This is a genomic window from Moraxella sp. HMSC061H09, from assembly GCF_001809255.1.
Lineage (GTDB): Bacteria > Pseudomonadota > Gammaproteobacteria > Pseudomonadales > Moraxellaceae > Moraxella > Moraxella catarrhalis.
On record NZ_KV796838.1, the window covers coordinates 114,978 to 134,146 of the forward strand.

Below are 19,169 nucleotides of genomic sequence, written 5' to 3' on the forward strand. Positions count from 1 at the left end.
AAGCTTGGTTGTTAAGGTTAGTTATTTGGGCTGCTTGGATTTTTTTGGTTCGTAAATAAAGACATCTTGAGCTGATGCACTGTATTGACCATCTTTACTATATACAGTGATGGTTACAGGTGTGCTGCCAGGCTTGATGATATTTGGGTCGCCGATGATGCTGACAGGCAAATCGTACAGCTCACTGGCTTGCAATGGTAATTCTTTAAAGCGTGAGCGTAAAGTCATGCCAGCTGTATTCTCTGCATCTAAACGAACTTGATAAACTTGGCGTTCATTGGTTTTGTTGACAATTTTTAAGACATAGCTATTTTCAACCATGCCATCACGCCTAATGGTTGAGAGTTGTTTACGGTCATGGCGGGTTTCCATCTCAAGGGGGGCACGACTAACCAATACCATCGTTGCAGCAATGATACAAGCCAAAAGTACACCAGTATAAGCAAAAATACGCCATCCGATAATTTTGGTCTTTTGTTTTTCAACCAATTGGCGTTCGGTTGTATAACGAATCAAACCCCGTGGGTAACCAACTTTGTCCATGATTTCGTTGCATGCATCAATACAAGCGGCGCATTGGATACATTCAACCTGAAGCCCATTTCGGATATCAATGCCTGTGGGGCATACCTGAACACACATGGTGCAATCAACACAATCACCATAGCCTGCAGGTGTGGTATCTTTCTTACGCGCACCACGAGGCTCACCACGCTCATAATCATATGAAACAATCAATGTGTCTTTGTCAAACATGACAGATTGGAAGCGACCATAGGGGCAAATGTACACGCACATATGCTCTCGCATATAGCCTGCGTTGGTTTGGGTAACAAAGACAATCAGAATAAAAAATATCCATGTCATCTTACCCCAACCCATAAAAAATAAAGGGTGTCCATTAAAAAATAAATAGTCTGTACCAACAATAAATGCAATAAAAGTTACCGCAGTAATCGCAGAAAAAACACCCCAAATGGTATGAATAAGGGCAGTTTTGATAATTTTTTCGGCATTCCAAGGCATTTTATCAAATTTAATACGCTTGTTACGCTCACCAAGAATCCATTTTTCTACATGCTGATACAGATGCACATAAATGGTTTGTGGGCAAGCGTAACCACACCAAACCCGCCCAGCATAGACAGTTACCATAAATAGCATTAAAGCGGCAATGATAAACACAAATGCAAAGAAGTAAAAATCTTGAGGCATAAAAGTTGCCCCAAAAATATAAAACTTAGGTTCGATAACATCAAATAAAAGTGCTTGTCTACCATCCCAACGAAGCCAAGGTGCGATTAAAAATCCCAGTAAAATCAAATACATGCTAATTAGGCGAATGTTGGTATATTTGCCCTTAGCAAAGCGTGGATGCACACGGTGCTTGGTTGCATCCATATCTTTGGAGGTGGGAATGATTTTTTCAGGGGCAGGGCGGGGTTTTTTCTTTGGTTTTTGTTCTTCTGACATAACAGATACCTTGGCTTATGGCCCAAATGAATTAAAAATCGCTTTACTTGCTAGAAGCATTTTTGTTAAGGCATGGCTTGGTAAATAAAAAACACCAAAACGGATAGTTGGTAACTTATCTTATATTACCATTTTTTGTAGGGTTTTTGTATGATATTTTGACATTTTATAAAAATATGCAAGTTATATTTTTGAATAAAGATATTCTTAAATGATAAAAATAAGTATTTATGACATACTTACCTAAATCAAAACAAAACCCCATCAGGCTAATTTTGATGGGGGCGTTTGAAGTGTTTTTACAGTCTTTTACTTCAAATTCTTTGACTTAAAATTCGGTTATTTGCAGAATTTTTTTAAATAGCTCTTTTTGTTCTTGGCTTGGTTTGGCAGATTGTAGCGTCATGATTTGAGACATATCACCGTCAATACGAATTTTGCCAAGCATAAATGCTTCAATGGCTTGATTGGCATCACCTGTTGCGATGAGCTGTGATAATGTTTCGCTATCAACAGTGACAGTGCTGATGGCATTTTCTGTCAAACCTTGAAAAATTTTGCCTTCTTTGAGGTGTAGTTTGGCACCGTCATCGCCAGTAACTTTGGCATTTAATAAGACATTGGCTAAATTTGGCGGTAGATTTAAATTGCCTGCAGCTTGATTGAGTTCATTGACTTGATCAAACCATGCTTGGCTTAAAAATTTTGCCATAATAATTGTCCTTGACTGTTTGATAATGTCGGTTAAGGTTAAAAAAAGACACTATGCTTTAATTTGATTTGTATATTTGAGATATTATAAAGCAAAAGCACTGATTTGTCACAAGCGTCTTTGAACTAGTTTAATCTCGTACAGTTAATATAACTCGTATAGTTAATTAAAATGAGTTTTGGTTAATAATTAAACATTAAAATAAATTAAATAATCATAAGAAATTTAGCTTTATTACCAAAAAATCTCAATATTTTTACAAAATATACCCAAAAATTACATTTGTGTTGTATAATAAAAGATGAATAACTTTTGGCAATACCACATTGCCAGTATGGGTATATTTGGTGATGGCAGATTGCCACGCCACCAACGCAAGCCAAGCAGTTTTGCAATCCAAGCTAGCAAGGAATTTCAAATTTCAACCTAAAATTTGTCCATATTCCACAGAAAAATTAAGGATTTTTTCGTTTTTGCTGGCTGATTTGATGATATTTGCCTAACTTTGCGTTACAATAGACACACAAGATCAAAGCAAGAGTAGTTTTTTCACTCGATTTGATAAAACTGCGACGCTAAATAAATCGGGCTGCACAGGAAAATATCCAATGAGTCTATATAAATCAGCAGTAGCCCCCTTATCCGTTGATCATGAATATGAAATCACGATCGTACGATTTTTTACAATCATGGCGGTATTTTGGGGTATCGTTGGCATGGCTGTCGGTGTATTCATTGCATCACAGTTGGCATGGCCAGTATTGAATTTTGACACATCATGGCTGTCTTTTGGACGACTAAGACCACTGCATACCAATGCGGTAATTTTTGCGTTTGGGGGTTCAGCACTTTTTGCAACATCTTACTATATCGTTCAACGCACTTGTAAGACCAGATTATTTGCACCTTATTTGGCATGGTTTACTTTTTGGGGCTGGCAGGCTGTTATCGTTTCTGCGGTCATCACACTGCCATTGGGTGTCACCTCTGCCAAAGAGTATGCAGAATTAGAATGGCCAATTGATATCGCCATTGCATTGGTATGGGTTGCTTATGCCATTGTTTTTTTTGGAACGCTCATCAAACGCCAAACCTCTCACATTTATGTTGCAAACTGGTTTTTTGCAGCATTCATCATCACGATTGCGTTGCTGCATATTGTCAATAGCTTGGTCGTACCAGTTGGCTTATTTAAGTCATACTCACTTTTTGGCGGCGCAACCGATGCCATGGTTCAATGGTGGTATGGACATAATGCTGTTGGTTTTTATTTGACAGCGGCGTTTCTTGGTATGATGTATTACTTTATTCCTGTACAAATTGGTCGCCCCGTTTATTCATATCGCTTATCAATTGTGCATTTTTGGGCATTGATTGCATCATATATGTGGGCAGGTGGTCACCATCTACATTACTCGGCCTTGCCTGACTGGACACAATCTTTGGGTATGGTGTTCTCATTGATTTTATTTGCACCATCTTGGGGCGGTATGATTAATGGCGTGCTGACACTTTCAGGTAGCTGGGATAAATTGCGTACAGACCCAATTATCCGTTTCTTGATTGTGGCACTATCATTTTATGCCATGAGTACTTTTGAAGGTCCAATGCTCTCAATTAAAGCGGTTAATGCCATTAGCCATAATACTGACTGGACTGTTGGTCATGTACATTCAGGTGCATTAGGCTGGGTGGGTATGATTACCATCGGTTCAATTTATGTGCTATTGCCTCGTATCTTTAATAAGGCAAAAATGTATTCAACCAGCTTAATCACACTGCATTTTTGGCTTGCAACAACAGGTACGGTATTGTATATCGTTGCACTTTGGATTTCAGGCATTACCCAAGGGATGATGTGGCGTGCCACTAACCCAGATGGTACTTTGGCGTATGACTTTATTCAAACTGTTGTGGTCTCACATTGGCCGTATGTTGTGCGTGCATTGGGTGGTGCTTTATATGTTGGTGGTATGTTTGTCATGGCTTATAATTGCTATCGCACCATCAAAATGCCAAGCGTGCCTGAACATATCGCAGAGCCAGAAGAGGTAAATACTGGCAGTGAACAAGCAACGGCACAGGCTTAAGGGGTAAACAATGTCTAATATCACTCATGAATTAGTAGAGAAAAATACAGGTTTACTCGTCATCTTTATCGTCATTGCTGTCAGCTTTGCAACCTTGGTTGAAATTGTACCTTTGATTTATGATGAAACCGTTGCTGAAGAAGGCGGTGTAAACAAACCCATGCCAAATATGCGTCCTTGGACAGCGCTTGAGCTTGAAGGTCGTGATATTTATATCCGTGAAGGTTGCCATGTTTGCCATACACAGATGATTCGCCCATTGCGTGCAGAAGTGGAGCGTTATGGTCCGTATAGTCGTGCTGCAGAATCAACATGGGATCACCCATTCTTATGGGGTTCTAAGCGTACTGGTCCAGACCTTGCCCGTGTGGGCGGTCGTTATTCAGACCAGTGGCATGTTGACCATCTGACCGACCCTCGTTCTGTTGTTCCAGAATCTGTGATGCCATCTTATCCTTGGCTTGCGACCAATGAAGTTAATGGGACAAAAGTACAAGAAAAAATGCGTCTGTTTAAAGATCGTTTTGGGTTACCTTATACAGAAGCAGATATTGAAGCTGCACCTGACCAAGTTCAAGGTGCAACCGAGCTGGATGCCCTGGTTGCTTATTTGCAACAGTTGGGTATTGCGATGCAAGGTCAACGCTAATGAATTGGGGCGTTTTGCATAGTATTGCGACCGTTGCGGCGTTTATCACCTTTATCGGTATCGCATGGTGGGCTTATTCCCCAAAAAATAAAAAACGCTTTGAAGAAGATGCACAACTTGCGCTGGATGATCAGGACATACAACGCCTATCATCAGATAAGCGCACTAAGGATATACAATGAGCTTTTTTTGGAGTTCTTGGATTACCATCTTATCATTGGGCTGCTGGCTATTCATCTTTGGTGTTCTGGTATGGACCTTACGATCTAGACCAGTTCTTGAAGAAGATGAGACCACAGGTCACTCATATGATGGCATTCGAGAATATGATAAACCGCTGCCAAAATGGTGGTTGGTGATTTTCTTTGGTACGATGATTTGGGGCTTGGGTTATTTTATCCTTTTTCCATCAATTCAGCCAAATACATGGAAAGGCGTGACAACCGTTGAGGTGGATGGTGAGTCTGTACCTTGGACTTCTGCCAATGAACTAAACAGCCAGCTTCAAGCTAACAACCGTGTATTTACTGAAAATTTTGAGCAAAATATTTTGGAAAATGCAGGTGCAAGTGAGGCAACTGTTGTCCTTGCTAAACTAAACGACCTTCAATCACAGCGTAAAGCTGGCGAAGAAAATGCCGAACTACAAACACAGATTGATGAACAAGTCAAACTGCTGGCACCTTATGTTGATAAGCTGGCATCAGATCCAGAAGCACAAAAAATCGGTAACCGTTTATTTTTACAAAACTGTGCTTTATGCCATGGATCTAATGCAAGAGGTGCACTTGGTTATCCTGATTTGACAGATAATGATTGGTTGTATGGTGGCAACGCTGACCAAATCCTACTGACAATTCATAATGGTCGTGTTGGTTCAATGGCAGCATGGCAACAACAACTGGGTGAATCTGGTGTCCGTGCCGCAGCGGAATATGTGCTTCAGCTTTCTGGTAATCAAAATGACTATGAGCTTGATGCTGCTAAAGTTGCACAAGGTAAAGTATTGTTTGAGGCAAATTGTGTGGTCTGCCATGGTCCAGATGCCAAAGGCAGCGCTGCCATTGGTGCACCAAATCTAACGGATGATATTTGGCTATTTGGTGGTGATCGTGATGCCGTCCAAACTTCCATTCGCCATGGTCGTGCTGGTGTGATGCCAGAATGGCAAACCAAATTGGGCAATGAACGCATTATGCTGCTGGCAGCTTATGTACGCTCACTATCACAAACTGCCGCTGAATAAGTTTGGCTAATGTTTTAAGAGTCGCTTTTGCGGCTCTTTTTATTGATGGTGAAATGATTGGCAATTTTAATGCTATGATTTATTTGCAGAGAAAAATATTCCCCAAACCCCTATATTTTTTTGATGATTTTTAGTAAAATTCTATTTTACCAGCAACAGATATATTACTATGAGTACGAAATTTATCTTTGTAACCGGCGGTGTCGTGTCATCACTTGGCAAGGGCATTGCTGCAGCTTCCATTGCGGCTGTTTTGGAGGCTCGTGGTCTTAAAGTTACCATGACCAAGATGGATCCTTATATTAATGTGGATCCTGGCACGATGAGTCCATTTCAACATGGTGAAGTCTTCGTTACCGAAGATGGTGCGGAGACAGATTTGGATTTGGGCTATTATGAACGCTTTTTACGCCGTTCAAAAATGAGTAAAGCCAACAATTTTACCAGTGGTCGCATTTATCAAACCGTGCTTGCCAAAGAACGCCGTGGCGATTATTTGGGCGGTACTGTTCAGGTAATCCCTCATATTACTGATGAAATCAAGCATAAAATCCGTACCAGTGGTGAGGGCTATGACATCGCCATTATTGAAATTGGCGGTACAGTGGGTGATATTGAAAGTTTGCCTTTTATGGAAGCGGTTCGCCAAATGCAAGTTGAGCTTGGTCGCACACATTCTTTACTGATGCATTTGACTTTGGTGCCTTATATTGCTTCGGCGGGCGAATCTAAAACCAAGCCAACCCAGCATTCGGTTAAAGAACTTCGCTCCATTGGTCTACAGCCCGATGTATTAATTTGTCGATCAGAACAACCCATTTCTGAAGATAACCGTCAAAAAATTGCACTATTTACGAATGTTGAGCCACGCGGCGTCATCTTATGCGAAGATGCCAAGTCCATTTATCAAATTCCACGCCGCTTATATGAGCAAGATTTGGATGATTTGATTTGTGAGCGTTTTGGTATCACAGCACCAGAGGCGGATTTGTCAGATTGGGATAAAGTTGTTGATGATTTGTTCAACTCCCAAGGCGAGATCGTAGTTGCTATGGTGGGTAAATATGTCGAACTCCCAGATGCTTATAAATCTGTTAACGAAGCCCTACTTCATGCAGGTATTCACAATAAAACAAAAGTTAGCATTCGATATATCAGTGCCGAGGCCCTAGAAACAGATTCAGAGGCAATGAATCAGATTACCGATGTGGATGCGATTTTGGTTCCAGGTGGCTTTGGTGAGCGTGGTACTTTGGGTAAGATGAAAGCCATTCAATTTGCGCGTGAAAATAACAAGCCATTTTTAGGCATTTGCTTGGGCATGCAGCTTGCAGTCATTGAGTATGCGCGTAATGTATTGGGCATAGAAGCAAATTCTACCGAATTTGATCGAAAAACAGCCAATCCGATTATCGGCTTGATTACCGAATGGTTTGATGAAAAAGGTGAACTTCAAACCCGCTCTGATGATAGTGATTTGGGCGGCACCATGCGCTTGGGTGCTCAAGAAGCAGAATTGGTTTCAAACTCTAAGCTTGCTGAGATTTATGGCTCACATAATATCACCGAACGCCATCGCCATCGTTATGAGATGAATAATCGCTATATTGAGCCTTTGGAAAATGCTGGTATGAAAATTTCAGGCTATTCTGCCAAACAGCATTTGGTTGAGTCGGTTGAAATTGACAATCATCCTTGGTTTGTGGCGGTGCAATATCACCCAGAGTTTACCAGCTCTCCTCGAGGTGGTCATCCACTATTTAATAGCTTCATCAAAGCTGCGATAGATGTGAAACAAGCCTAATCATTAAGCACATCAAACGCTTTGGCTTTGATGTGCTTTTTACTATTTTTTGTGTTTTTAAATGTACTTGGTAGTATAATGACAAAACCAAACTTGTAACTTATGCAGGATAAATAAAACTGTAAGGATTTGAGATGACACAGCCAATGATAGCCGCTCAATCAAACATTACCGTATCAGGGATTGAGATTGGTAATGATAAGCCTTTTGTTCTATTTGGCGGTATGAATGTGCTTGAAAGCCGTGAATTGGCTTTTGAGATTGCTGAGCAATATATCGATATTTGCCAAAGGCTTAATATCGGTTATGTGTTCAAGGCAAGTTTTGACAAAGCAAATCGCTCAAGCTTGCACTCTTTTCGTGGTCCAAGCCTTGAGAATGGCTTGACTTGGCTAAATGACATTAAAGAAACTTACAATGTCCCCATTATTACCGATGTGCATGAACCTTATCAGGCTGCACCTGTTGCCAAAGTTGCCGATATCCTACAATTACCTGCTTTTTTGTCCCGCCAGACGGATTTGGTGAGTGCCATTGCACGCACTGGCAAGATAATTAATGTCAAAAAAGCACAGTTTTTGGCACCACATGAAATGCGTCATATCATTAATAAATGTTTGGAAGCTGGTAATGATCAAGTGATTCTTTGTGAGCGTGGTTCGGCATTTGGTTATAATAATTTGGTTGTTGATATGCTTGGCTTTGATACCATGAAGTCAATGAATGTACCAGTATTTTTTGATGTTACGCACGCACTTCAAGAGCCGGGTGCTCGTGGTGACAGTGCAGGTGGCAGACGCCATCAGATTACCACTCTTGCTCGTGCGGGTATGGCGACAGGCTTGGCGGGTTTATTTTTAGAAGCTCATCCTGATCCTGATAAGGCGAAATGTGATGGCCCAAGTGCATTACGCCTAAATCAACTTGAGCCATTTTTGATACAAATTAAGCAGCTTGATGATTTGGTCAAAGGCTTTGAAACTTTAGATACACAATAATAGATACGCAAAATTAAAGAATTTTATCATTAATAAGTGATTGCGATAGGAGCTACTATGTACGCTGAAGATACAAAAAATATTGTAGAAATTAAAGACATTATTGCTCGAGAGATTTTGGATTCTCGTGGCAACCCAACCATTGAAGCAGATGTTATCCTTGCAAATGGTATTCGTGGTCGTGCAGCTGCACCCAGTGGGGCATCAACAGGCTCTCGTGAAGCGTTAGAATTGCGTGATGGTGACACTTCCCGTTATTTGGGTAAAGGTGTCAAAAAGGCAGTGGCGAACGCCAATAGCCAAATCCGCACCGCACTGCTTGATAAAGATGTTACACAACAAACTCAGATTGATAATATCTTAATTGAGCTTGACGGTACAGAAAATAAAGGTAATATGGGTGCAAATGCTATGTTGGCAGTATCGTTGGCGGTAGCCAAAGCAGCGGCCATTGCTCAATCATTGCCCCTGCATCAATATATTGCCAATCTGCGTGGACAAACCAGCTTAACCATGCCTGTGCCGATGATGAATATTTTAAATGGTGGCGCACATGCTGATAATACCGTTGATATCCAAGAATTCATGATTGAGCCTGTGGGATTTGCTTCATTTTCAGAGGCACTGCGTGCAGGTACCGAAATTTTCCATGCATTAAAATCAGTTCTAAAAGCACAAGGTTTAAATACGGCTGTTGGTGATGAAGGCGGTTTTGCGCCTAACTTACGCTCAAACGAAGAGGCAATTACTGTCATCATGCAAGCGATTGATAAAGCTGGCTATAAGGCAGGTGAAAATATCTTTTTAGCCTTAGATTGTGCAGCATCTGAATTTTATAAAAATGGTCAATACATCTTGGCAGGTGAGGGCAATAAAGCCTTTGATAGCCAAGGTTTTAGCGATTATTTAACCAGCTTATGCAACCAATATCCGATCATCTCTATCGAAGATGGTTTGGATGAAAGCGATTGGGAAGGCTGGGCATATTTAACCAAACAGTTGGGTAAAAAGGTTCAATTGGTAGGAGATGATTTGTTTGTCACCAATCCAAAGATCTTGCAAGAAGGTATTGATAAAGACATTGCTAATGCCATTTTGATCAAATTTAACCAAATTGGCACTTTAAGCGAAACTTTAGATGCGATCTATCTGGCCAAACAAAATGGCTATGCCACTGTCATCAGCCATCGCTCGGGTGAAACTGAAGATTCAACCATTGCTGATTTAGCGGTTGGTACGGCGGCAGGTCAGATTAAGACAGGTTCACTGTGCCGTTCAGACCGTGTTGCCAAGTACAATCAGCTTTTACGCATCGAGCAGCAAGTGCGTGCCGCTTATCGTGGTCGTGAAGAATTTATCGGTCTGCGTGGCTGATTTGCGATTTTATCAATGATTTGGGAAAAACACTGTGGCAAATGTGAATCAGATACTTAAGTATATGGTGAGTAATCAGCTTAGACTGATTATCAGCATTATTATTGCAACAGTGGTTTTGGTGCTGATGCAAATACAGTATTGGTATGGTGATTATGGTCATGCCAATTTAATTGCTGTAAAAAATCAGCTACATGAACAAAATCGCTTGAATCAAGAGCAGATCAATAAAAACAATATCTTATTGGCTGATGTCAAAGATCTAAAATCGGGTCTTTCGGCAATTGAGGAGCATGCACGGCTGGACCTTGGTTTAATTAAGCCTGGTGAAACATTTATTCAGCTGTCAAATGCACCAATTACTTATTCACGCCAGCCCTTACTTGAAATTGATGAGAGTATCGAGGCTGTTGATTCTGTACCAGAACCCATGCCCAATCACTGATATACAAAAGTTTTTGATCGCCAAACTGTTTGATCTGATTTGGCGATTTTTATTATTTGATGACTTATGAAAACAACGATTTATCCGCTCATTGTCGCTGCTGGCACAGGATCAAGATTTGGTGCCAATAAACCCAAGCAATATCTTAAAATTGGTACTAAAAGTATCTTGACACACAGTATTTCTCGATTAAATCACCCCGATCTTGATGCTTTGACAGTCGTGATTGCTCATGATGATGCCTATATTCAAGGCGAAATGTTGGACATGCAATCCTCTTTTGATCAGGCAATTTACTACACAACTGGCGGCGATGAGCGATGGCAGTCGGTGATGAATGGACTTGACAAAATCTGTGCTGAAGGGGGTTTGGATGGTGATTGGGTGCTTATCCATGATGCAGCAAGACCATGTTTGCCTTATGCTGATTTGGATCGATTGATTCATAAAATCAAAAGCAATCAATGCAATGCAGCAATATTGGCGACAGCTGTCGTGGATACATTGAAATTTGCCAAAGATAACCATATTAGCCATACGGTCAGCCGAGATGATTTATGGCAAGCGTTGACGCCTCAGGCATTTAAGATAGGGGTTTTAAAGTCGGCTTTTGAATTTGTCATCACCAACCGCCTGCAGATTACTGATGAGGCATCAGCGTGTGAAGCGATGGGGGAGTCTGTCGCCATTGTGCCAGCATCTCGGATGAATATTAAGCTGACTTACCCTGATGATTTGCCGCTTATGGAGAAGATTTTAAGTGGTTTGTTTGATGAATTGGTCAAATTAAGTTAAGCTTATGGCGGTTTGGTTATTTGTTTTTGTTGCCTTGGCTGTGCTTGCCATCTTGGGCAGTATTGAGCAATTTTGGTTTGATGAGACATGGCTTAGTATTTTAGCTTCAGATCAATGTATCTTACTGATAACTGCAGGTTTATTGTTGTGTTTGCTTGGATGGTCACTGATACCTACATCTAAATTAGCCAAAATCAATCGCTTGCTCAAAGCGTGTCTACTTGTTGCAAGTATTGTTTTGTTATTTGTGGTGCGTACATTGGTCGCATATGTTACTTATGAGATACATGCGCCAAACGCTCGCTACATGGTCAGTGCTGACGCTCATATTCATACTCTGAGTGATGGGATTTATGATGATATCTTGGGTACTTCATTTCGCCAAGTGGCGACTTTACATAATATTAAACCTATTATTCCTTCTGCTCATCACCCCTCAACTTTAAAGATTCATAATCCCTTTGGGGAATTTAATCCCAACCCTTCAATAATGCCAACTCAAGAGGATTTAGACAAATTAAAATCAATGGAGGGTATGACGGTACTTTTATCAGCTAATCCAAATGTTACTCAAGCCGATTTGAGTAGACTTGCTAAGGTTCAGCCTGCCATGCGTTTGACTGCCGAGATTTTGATTACACCGATTGATAAAACGCCATCGGCAAGTGGTTTTGATACCAATCAATGGCTACGCACTCGCCATATTCATGCTCAAGCAAAAATTTTGTCTGTTGGTGAGATTGCACCGCTTGAGGCAGAATCTTTGGCTCAGCGGTTTTATTTTCGTCTTGAGCAATTTCGTCATCGGCTCAGAACGCATTTTTATCAAGATTGGCATAAGCTTAGTGCATCGCAATCACAGGCAAAAGCGGTTTCTTTGAGCTTGATGACAGGTGATCGCGCTTTGATTGATAAACACACCAAAGAGCTGTATCAATTGGCAGGTATTTCGCATTTGCTTGCCATTTCAGGGACGCATGTGCTATTTTTAGCGGTGATTTTATCAGCACTTGTAACTTTTATGACGGATAAATTTGCACAACGCATTTATGCACACTTGCCAAGATGGCAAATTCGTATGATGGTCATGGTGTTGGCAAGTTTGGTTTATGCATTGTTTACAGGGTTTGATGTGCCTGCGGTGCGAACTGTTTATTTATTAATTGCAGCTTGGCTGGTTCGCTACTTAATACTGCCCGCTGACATGATTTCTGTGCTGGCGTGGGTAGCCTTGTTGATGATTTGGCTTGACCCTTATGTGTTATGGCAAGCAGGCTTTTGGTTGTCATTTATTGCCGTGTTGTTATTGATGCGTTATGAGTCCAAAATCAATATGATAAATGAGACCAATCAAAATCAGGGGCAACTTGTACGGCGATGGCTTCAATTCAAACAGGTAGTGCGTTTGCAATTTTGGCTATTTTTTAGCATGCTACCTGTGTCTATCTTATTATTTGGCAAGGTATCAATCTGGGGTTTGGTGGTAAATTTATTTGCCATCGGATTGTTTGGTTTTGTTGTTGTACCCATTAACTTAATCGCTGGTGCAGTTTTTGGGATTTTGCCAGAGCTGTCGCAGCTACTTTGGGGCACATCTTCTGCTGTACTTTATTGGCTGCATGATTTTTTATATTTTGGACTAAGTAGCCAAATTGGTAGTTTGGGTGCTTGGCTATATGCACCTTTTGGGATGGCAGGATTTTTACTCAGTTTTATGGTAGTGGGCTTATGGATATTGCCAAATGTCTTACCTAGGGTACTGATTATACTACCTTTGGTGGCGATGATATTTTTGGGATTGCCCAAGCAAATACCGCATTTTAAGCTGATTATTTTGCCAAGTGATACGCCTAATATCAGTCAGATGCTGCTTAGTTATCACAATGCCAATCAACAAAAACACTGGCTTATCTTAAATGATTTGGGTGCCAAGAGCTTAAGAGCAAATCATACCCAAACGCTGACAGATCAGCTGTATCGACTGGGAGCGGCACAATATGGCATAGATGGTATCATTGTCCAAAGCCCAAGTGCCATATTTTTGCCTGTGGTGGGTCAGCTTGCTAAAGCATTGCCTGTGCATCGCTTTTGGCAGGCGGGTAATCATGAGCCTTTAGCAAATATTCATCACACACCATGTCGTGCAGGTTTATATTGGCAATCTGAAGGCATTGGCATAAAAGCTTTGACGGGTTGGCATGAGATTGGTGATGAGCGTGTACAGCACTGCGAAATTGAAGTTTTGGCAGATTTGCCACTAAATACCCAAAATCTGACAGAAGATCAGCTTGAGCCTAATTTTGGGGAGGTTGATACCGCCACTTCAAATCAAACACAGCTTATCATCAGTACAAATCGTGAGCCAATGCTTTGGCAGCTATGGGACATGCTGTGTCTTTCTGACGAAGAATTAAAGTTGGTGACACCTGTAGGCTACCATTCGGTTTGGCTTAGCACCACACACGCCGCTGATGCCAGCCATGTTAAAGCCAATTTAGATACCCTGCAATCAATTTACTTAGATAAATAGTGAATAATCAGGTAGGCACACTATCGTTTATATGGTTTTTGAGTTACAATAAGTGTATTTTCACATTTTAAGTATTTTTGTATAAGGTATCAATTATGGCATGGCCACCAAATCCTGACAAATCGCCCCAAAAAATATCAGCTGACACACCCATGAGTGCACCCAGACAAGGCGAAGAATGGCGTCTGCTCGAAAAAACACTGCTTGCCAGCATTGAAGAGCAAAGGGCTAACCGTCTTTGGTCGGTATTTTTGAAATTACTGACCTTTGCTTTTTTGGTATTTTTTATCATTGTACTTGGTTTTGGGTGCAGCGGTTTTGGATCATCATTTGAGCGTATCGGTATTAATGAACCACACATTGCCATTATTGATGTTAATGGGGCGATCATGACAAATGGTGATGTCAATGCACAAAATATCAATGATTCTTTGATGGAGGCATTTGAGAATAACCAAGCCAAAGCCGTGGTTTTAAATATCAATTCACCAGGTGGTTCGCCAGTGCAGTCAGATGAGATTTGGCAAATGGCGATGATGCTTCGTCAAGAATATCCTGATAAAAAATTGTATGCCATCATTGGTGATCTTGGTGCATCAGGTGCATATTATATTGCATCGGCTGCTGATGAAATTTGGGTCAACCCTTCAAGTTTGGTTGGTTCTATCGGTGTAATTATGTCTGGGTACAATCTAGAAGAGCTGATGAAAAAAGTGGGCGTAAAAGATCGCACGATAACAGCAGGTGAATATAAAGATATTTTAAGTAGTAGCCGTGAGATGACCGAAACAGAACGGCAGCACATACAAGCCTTATTAAATAAGACTCACCAAAATTTTATTAAGGCGGTTAAACAAGGTCGTGGTAGTAAACTGAAAAATCCTGAACAAAATCAGCTTTTTAGTGGTCTGATTTGGACAGGTACCGATGCTGTTGAGCTGGGTTTGGCGGATAAAACAGGTGGTATTAGCCAGCTTAAAAAGACGCTTGATTTACAAACAGTCGATTATACTTATGTCAACCCAATGAATAAGTTATTTGATCGTTTTGGTGTGCAGGTTGGTAAGGGTTTGGGCGAGGGTTTAAAATTGAGCCTAAACCAAGAAGAGGCCACCATTCAATAATCAATCAAATCAAGAAAAACCACTCACTGATTATCAGTGGGTAGTTTTTTGCTGTTAGTTGGCGTCTTTATACATTCAATACTGATGACGCATTCATATTTAATTCATCCATATTTGTTAATCCAAATCGCATGTTTGATTCACATCTGTTAAGGCTTCATCGATGATGGATTGGCTAACCCCTTTTTTACGCAATTTTTCAATGAATAGCACGTCATTGGCAAGCGTGTAATTACAATTATCACGGTCCAAACCTTGGCGAATGTACAAGCGAATCAGTCCTTGAATACGGCTAAACCCATGTACTTTGGCGGTATCTTCAAGATGCTGGATAATCTCTTCAGATAGGCGTAAATGAACAGGACGCATGATGGTTTGAGGGTGGTCTGAATAACGATTTTTGATGTGTGGAGGTAGCATAAATTTCCTAATGAGTTTATTTTTATGGCATAAAGTTTGATACAATGGTCGCCATCGCTATTTTTATATTGGCATAAAATAAGCATATCAAGGTAATTGTATAAAGCAATACTTAACAATAACCTTAAAAATGGCATTTAAAGGATTATAACACGATGGTTTTTGATGTCAATTTTGCCAGGGTGGATAAGCTTGGTTTGGTTAGGATAATTTTTTTGTAATTACTTGCTTAAATTGTATCTCAACTGATTGTAATTTTTCATATATGTTATATAATACTTCAACAAATGTTATAGTATATCATATATGAAGGTTACCATGATAAAAAAACCGCTTGCCTGTGCCATATTGGCAACTTTTTCAATGCCAATGCTGGCAGAGGCGAATTTAAAGGATAAGCCAACCGTCATTTTAGATGGCGTTTCGATCACCTCTTTAGCTGACCAAAATACAGAGTTTGGCGTTAATCATTCAAAAACAGTCAGTGGCATCACAGTTTCAAAAGAGCAACTACAACAACGAGCAACCACCCTAGGCGATGCCTTGGCAGGTGAGCTTGGCGTTCATTCTAACCATTTTGGGGGCGGTGCCTCAGCCCCCATCATTCGTGGGCAGGAGGGTAAACGCCTGAAAATCCTACAAAACGGTTCAGAGGTTGTGGACATGTCTGGGTTATCGCCAGACCATGCCATAGCGGTGGACACCACACTGGCAAAACAGGTGGAGATTGTGCGAGGCTCTGGTGCCTTGTTGTACGCCTCTGGCAACTCAGCAGGCGTGGTCAATGTCGTTGATGACAAAATACCCAGCAAATTGCCCAGCAAATTACAAGGTGATGCGACGGTGCGTCTTAGCAGTGCCAACCGTGAAAAATTAATCACCGCCAGTGCCGAAGCCCCACTGGGAGAGCATGTGGCAGTGCGTGTTGCAGGGCTGTCCAAACAAGCAGCAGATTATAAAACGCCACGCTTTGACCGCCATGTCTTTAACGAAGAATCTGAATACGATGATACTCAGCCAGAATTCATCTATAAAGACACCTTAAAGCATCTGCCAGACAGCCATGCCAAATCAAACGCAGGAACGCTTGGCGTGTCATGGGTTGGCAATCAAGGCTTTTTGGGGGCATCGGTGAGCTTACGCCGAGACAAATATGGCCTGCCCAACCATTCACATGAATATGAAGAATGTAGCGTGCATGGCATTTCTCAGTCCGCCTTACAATACAAGCCATATTTGCGTTTGTATCCTTTTTTGATGGAAAATGATGACTTAGAGTTTGACAATGCAGGGCTTGAATGCCATACACATGATGACCACGACCACGAGCACGACCATGCTCATGACCACGAGCACGACCACGAGCACGACCATGGCAAACCTTGGATTGATTTGAAAATGAAGCGTTATGATGTGCAAGGGCAAATCAATGCGCCGTTTGCTGGCATTGATAAAATCCGAGCCAGCATGGGCAAAGTGGATTATCATCATGATGAGATAGATGGGGGTGAGAAGACCAGCTTTTTTGACAATCAAGCCAATGTGTGGCGTCTGGAAGCTTCACATACCCCCATTCATACGCCAATGGGCAAGTTTAGCGGGGTGTTTGGGATAGGTTATCTCGCCTCAAAAAACAGCGGACTTGTGCCACCTCGCTATGAAGATGGCAATAAACAAGACACTCAAAACATCTTGCACAATAATACAACCAAAACAGGCAGTGTGTTTTGGTTTGAAGAATACAAGCCCAATGACAAGCTGACCGTTGACGCCGCCGCTCGCATTGAGAAACAAACCATCACCATGGATTATGATAAAGACGCCATTTATCAGAGCTTAAACTTAGGCTTAGCAACCGCTCATGAACCAGACATACGCTTTAAACGATTGCTGGATAGCGGTACTTTAAACCCCAAAAAACAAACCGCACGCTCTTATGCTGTTGGGACGCATTTACAATTAACGCCCAAACATAAATTATCGCTGAATCTGTCGCATCAAGAACGCCTGCCAAATGCTCAGGAATTGTATGCTCACGGCATGCACCTTGCCACCAACTCGTTTGAAATTGGCAACCGCTTTTTAAACAAAGAAAAATCCAACAACATTGATTTGGGGCTGACATTTCAAGGTGATAAATGGGATTATCGTCTTGGGGGCTATCATTATGATTTTGATAATTATGTGTTTTTACAAACATTGTCGCAGTATAAGCAAGGTTTGCGTGGCATGCGTCATGATAAAGACTTAAAAACCGCACGCTATGAACAAGCAGTGGCGAAATTTTATGGATTTGATGCCAACATCGGTTATCAGATTAATGATGTATATCATGTGGCGTTATTTGGTGATTATATTCGTGGCAAGCTCACCAATTTGCCTGACAAAAAGGGCAGAACCGATGCGTATGGCAACCGTCCTCTCATCAAACAGCCAGACAGTCATACGCCAAGACTGCCACCAAAACGCCTTGGCATGAAATTAACCGCCAATGTTAATGCAAATTGGTCAGGGTCTTTGGAATATCGTCATACCTTTAAACAAGATAAATTGGCGAATTTTGAACGCCCAACCCCAGCTCATAACTTGGTGAATTTGGGGCTTAACTATCAGCACAAGCCAAGCCATCAAGCAGGCTCGGTTCAGGTATTTTTTAATGCTAACAATCTATTAAACGATAAAGTCTTTGCTCATGAGACATTTTTCCCAGACATGCCACAAATGGGGCGAAACTTTATGCTCGGGGCAAATTTCAAATTTTGACAAATCATTTAACTAAAGGCAATCAATATATGCTTGTACTAAACTATTATATTGATTAAATGTGATATTCATTAAAAATCTGCATTCACAATTAAGGAATTTGGGTGCAGATTTTTATATGGATGGTTACAGGTGGATAAATACTAAAATCATAAGGCCAATTCGTGTTATGTTTAAAAAATATACCCAATAAAGCAGTAATTTTTGTTAAGATGATACAAACGACTCTGATAGATAGTGTCTTGATAGATAGTGTATCGTAGCGGTCGTGTTAACTTTATATATTTAGACTATAGGTGCCATCATGTCCGACTTTCACACCTCCCATCAGCATAATGAGATACTTGGCAGACTCATTGAAATGCAAAAGCTGAATGATGATATTCAAGCGTTAACGCAACAACTTAAAAATGCACTCAAGCAAATACAAAAGTTGCAAGATAAGCATGCCAAACTTGATGAATTTTATCAAAAAGAATGCCAAAGTCTTTGTACCGCTTACCAAAATGGTAGTATCAGTGAGCAAGATTTGGATTATGTGAACAAAAAAGCACAGACCAAAGGTTATTCTATTTTAAGTGAAGATGGTATTTGGAATGTATTGATTGATGCTGAACAAACTCAAGTGGCATTAATTAAGCAATTGGTTCGGTCGTTATAAAGATAGTTGTCTTGTTAAAAAAGCGGATAAATCTCCGCTTTTGTCATTCTTCGTCATCACCATAATACTTAACCCCAATCTTAAT

General features: G+C 40.9%; 16 protein-coding genes. 13 read left to right on the plus strand and 3 right to left on the minus strand.

Annotation, left to right across the window (positions count from 1 at the left end):
* Positions 1–21: 21 nt before the first annotated feature.
* Positions 22–1,473, minus strand: coding sequence for a cytochrome c oxidase accessory protein CcoG (ccoG, locus tag HMPREF2573_RS02640; protein WP_070472470.1), 1,452 nt, complete (start codon positions 1,471–1,473; stop codon positions 22–24).
* A gap of 328 nt (positions 1,474–1,801) precedes the next feature.
* Positions 1,802–2,185 carry an SCP2 sterol-binding domain-containing protein gene (locus HMPREF2573_RS02645; protein WP_003657546.1) on the minus strand — a complete coding sequence of 128 codons (384 nt, stop codon included), beginning with the start codon at positions 2,183–2,185 and terminating at the stop codon, positions 1,802–1,804.
* A 608-nt stretch (positions 2,186–2,793) separates the two neighbouring features.
* Here HMPREF2573_RS02645 and ccoN point away from each other — a divergent pair.
* From ccoN to sppA, 11 genes are all read left to right on the plus strand, one after another.
* Positions 2,794–4,275, plus strand: coding sequence for a cytochrome-c oxidase, cbb3-type subunit I (gene ccoN / locus HMPREF2573_RS02650; RefSeq protein WP_003657544.1), 1,482 nt, complete (start codon positions 2,794–2,796; stop codon positions 4,273–4,275).
* Positions 4,276–4,285: 10 nt separating this feature from the next.
* Positions 4,286–4,924, plus strand: a complete 639-nt coding sequence (ccoO, locus tag HMPREF2573_RS02655; RefSeq protein ID WP_003657543.1) for a cytochrome-c oxidase, cbb3-type subunit II — start codon at positions 4,286–4,288, stop codon at positions 4,922–4,924.
* Positions 4,924–5,106 carry a cbb3-type cytochrome oxidase subunit 3 gene (locus HMPREF2573_RS02660; RefSeq protein ID WP_003657541.1) on the plus strand — a complete coding sequence of 61 codons (183 nt, stop codon included), beginning with the start codon at positions 4,924–4,926 and terminating at the stop codon, positions 5,104–5,106. The genes ccoO and HMPREF2573_RS02660 overlap by 1 nt, the downstream gene beginning before the upstream one ends.
* Positions 5,103–6,170: a cytochrome-c oxidase, cbb3-type subunit III gene (gene ccoP / locus HMPREF2573_RS02665; RefSeq protein ID WP_003660299.1), complete on the plus strand. Its 1,068-nt coding sequence runs from the start codon at positions 5,103–5,105 to the stop codon at positions 6,168–6,170. The genes HMPREF2573_RS02660 and ccoP overlap by 4 nt, the downstream gene beginning before the upstream one ends.
* 169 nt (positions 6,171–6,339) lie before the next feature.
* Positions 6,340–7,974: a CTP synthase gene (locus tag HMPREF2573_RS02670; protein WP_003660298.1), complete on the plus strand. Its 1,635-nt coding sequence runs from the start codon at positions 6,340–6,342 to the stop codon at positions 7,972–7,974.
* A gap of 146 nt (positions 7,975–8,120) precedes the next feature.
* Positions 8,121–8,972 (plus strand): 3-deoxy-8-phosphooctulonate synthase, encoded by an 852-nt coding sequence (gene kdsA, locus HMPREF2573_RS02675; RefSeq protein ID WP_172798032.1) that lies wholly within the window; start codon positions 8,121–8,123, stop codon positions 8,970–8,972.
* Between the two features lie 81 nt (positions 8,973–9,053).
* A complete protein-coding gene (eno, locus tag HMPREF2573_RS02680; RefSeq protein ID WP_036378377.1) occupies positions 9,054–10,346 on the plus strand; it encodes a phosphopyruvate hydratase in 1,293 nt (430 codons plus the stop codon).
* 34 nt (positions 10,347–10,380) lie between these two features.
* On the plus strand, positions 10,381–10,791 hold the full coding sequence (locus HMPREF2573_RS02685) for an FtsB family cell division protein (RefSeq protein ID WP_003657535.1): 411 nt from the start codon (positions 10,381–10,383) through the stop codon (positions 10,789–10,791).
* A gap of 66 nt (positions 10,792–10,857) precedes the next feature.
* Positions 10,858–11,586, plus strand: coding sequence for a 2-C-methyl-D-erythritol 4-phosphate cytidylyltransferase (gene ispD, locus HMPREF2573_RS02690; RefSeq protein ID WP_003663050.1), 729 nt, complete (start codon positions 10,858–10,860; stop codon positions 11,584–11,586).
* Positions 11,587–11,590: 4 nt separating this feature from the next.
* On the plus strand, positions 11,591–14,116 hold the full coding sequence (locus HMPREF2573_RS02695; protein ID WP_070472474.1) for a ComEC/Rec2 family competence protein: 2,526 nt from the start codon (positions 11,591–11,593) through the stop codon (positions 14,114–14,116).
* Positions 14,117–14,211: 95 nt separating this feature from the next.
* Positions 14,212–15,240: a signal peptide peptidase SppA gene (sppA, locus tag HMPREF2573_RS02700; protein WP_003657532.1), complete on the plus strand. Its 1,029-nt coding sequence runs from the start codon at positions 14,212–14,214 to the stop codon at positions 15,238–15,240.
* 117 nt (positions 15,241–15,357) lie between these two features.
* Here sppA and HMPREF2573_RS02705 read toward each other — a convergent pair whose 3' ends face one another.
* Positions 15,358–15,660 (minus strand): CopG family transcriptional regulator, encoded by a 303-nt coding sequence (locus tag HMPREF2573_RS02705; protein WP_070472477.1) that lies wholly within the window; start codon positions 15,658–15,660, stop codon positions 15,358–15,360.
* Between the two features lie 306 nt (positions 15,661–15,966).
* Here HMPREF2573_RS02705 and HMPREF2573_RS02710 point away from each other — a divergent pair, with 306 nt between their 5' ends.
* Together HMPREF2573_RS02710 and HMPREF2573_RS02715 are read left to right on the plus strand one after the other, a co-directional pair.
* On the plus strand, positions 15,967–18,423 hold the full coding sequence (locus HMPREF2573_RS02710) for a TonB-dependent receptor (protein ID WP_070472480.1): 2,457 nt from the start codon (positions 15,967–15,969) through the stop codon (positions 18,421–18,423).
* Positions 18,424–18,727: 304 nt separating this feature from the next.
* The gene (locus HMPREF2573_RS02715) at positions 18,728–19,084 is read left to right on the plus strand and encodes a DUF4298 domain-containing protein (protein ID WP_003660292.1); all 357 of its coding nucleotides are present in this window, start codon (positions 18,728–18,730) and stop codon (positions 19,082–19,084) included.
* Positions 19,085–19,169: the final 85 nt, after the last annotated feature.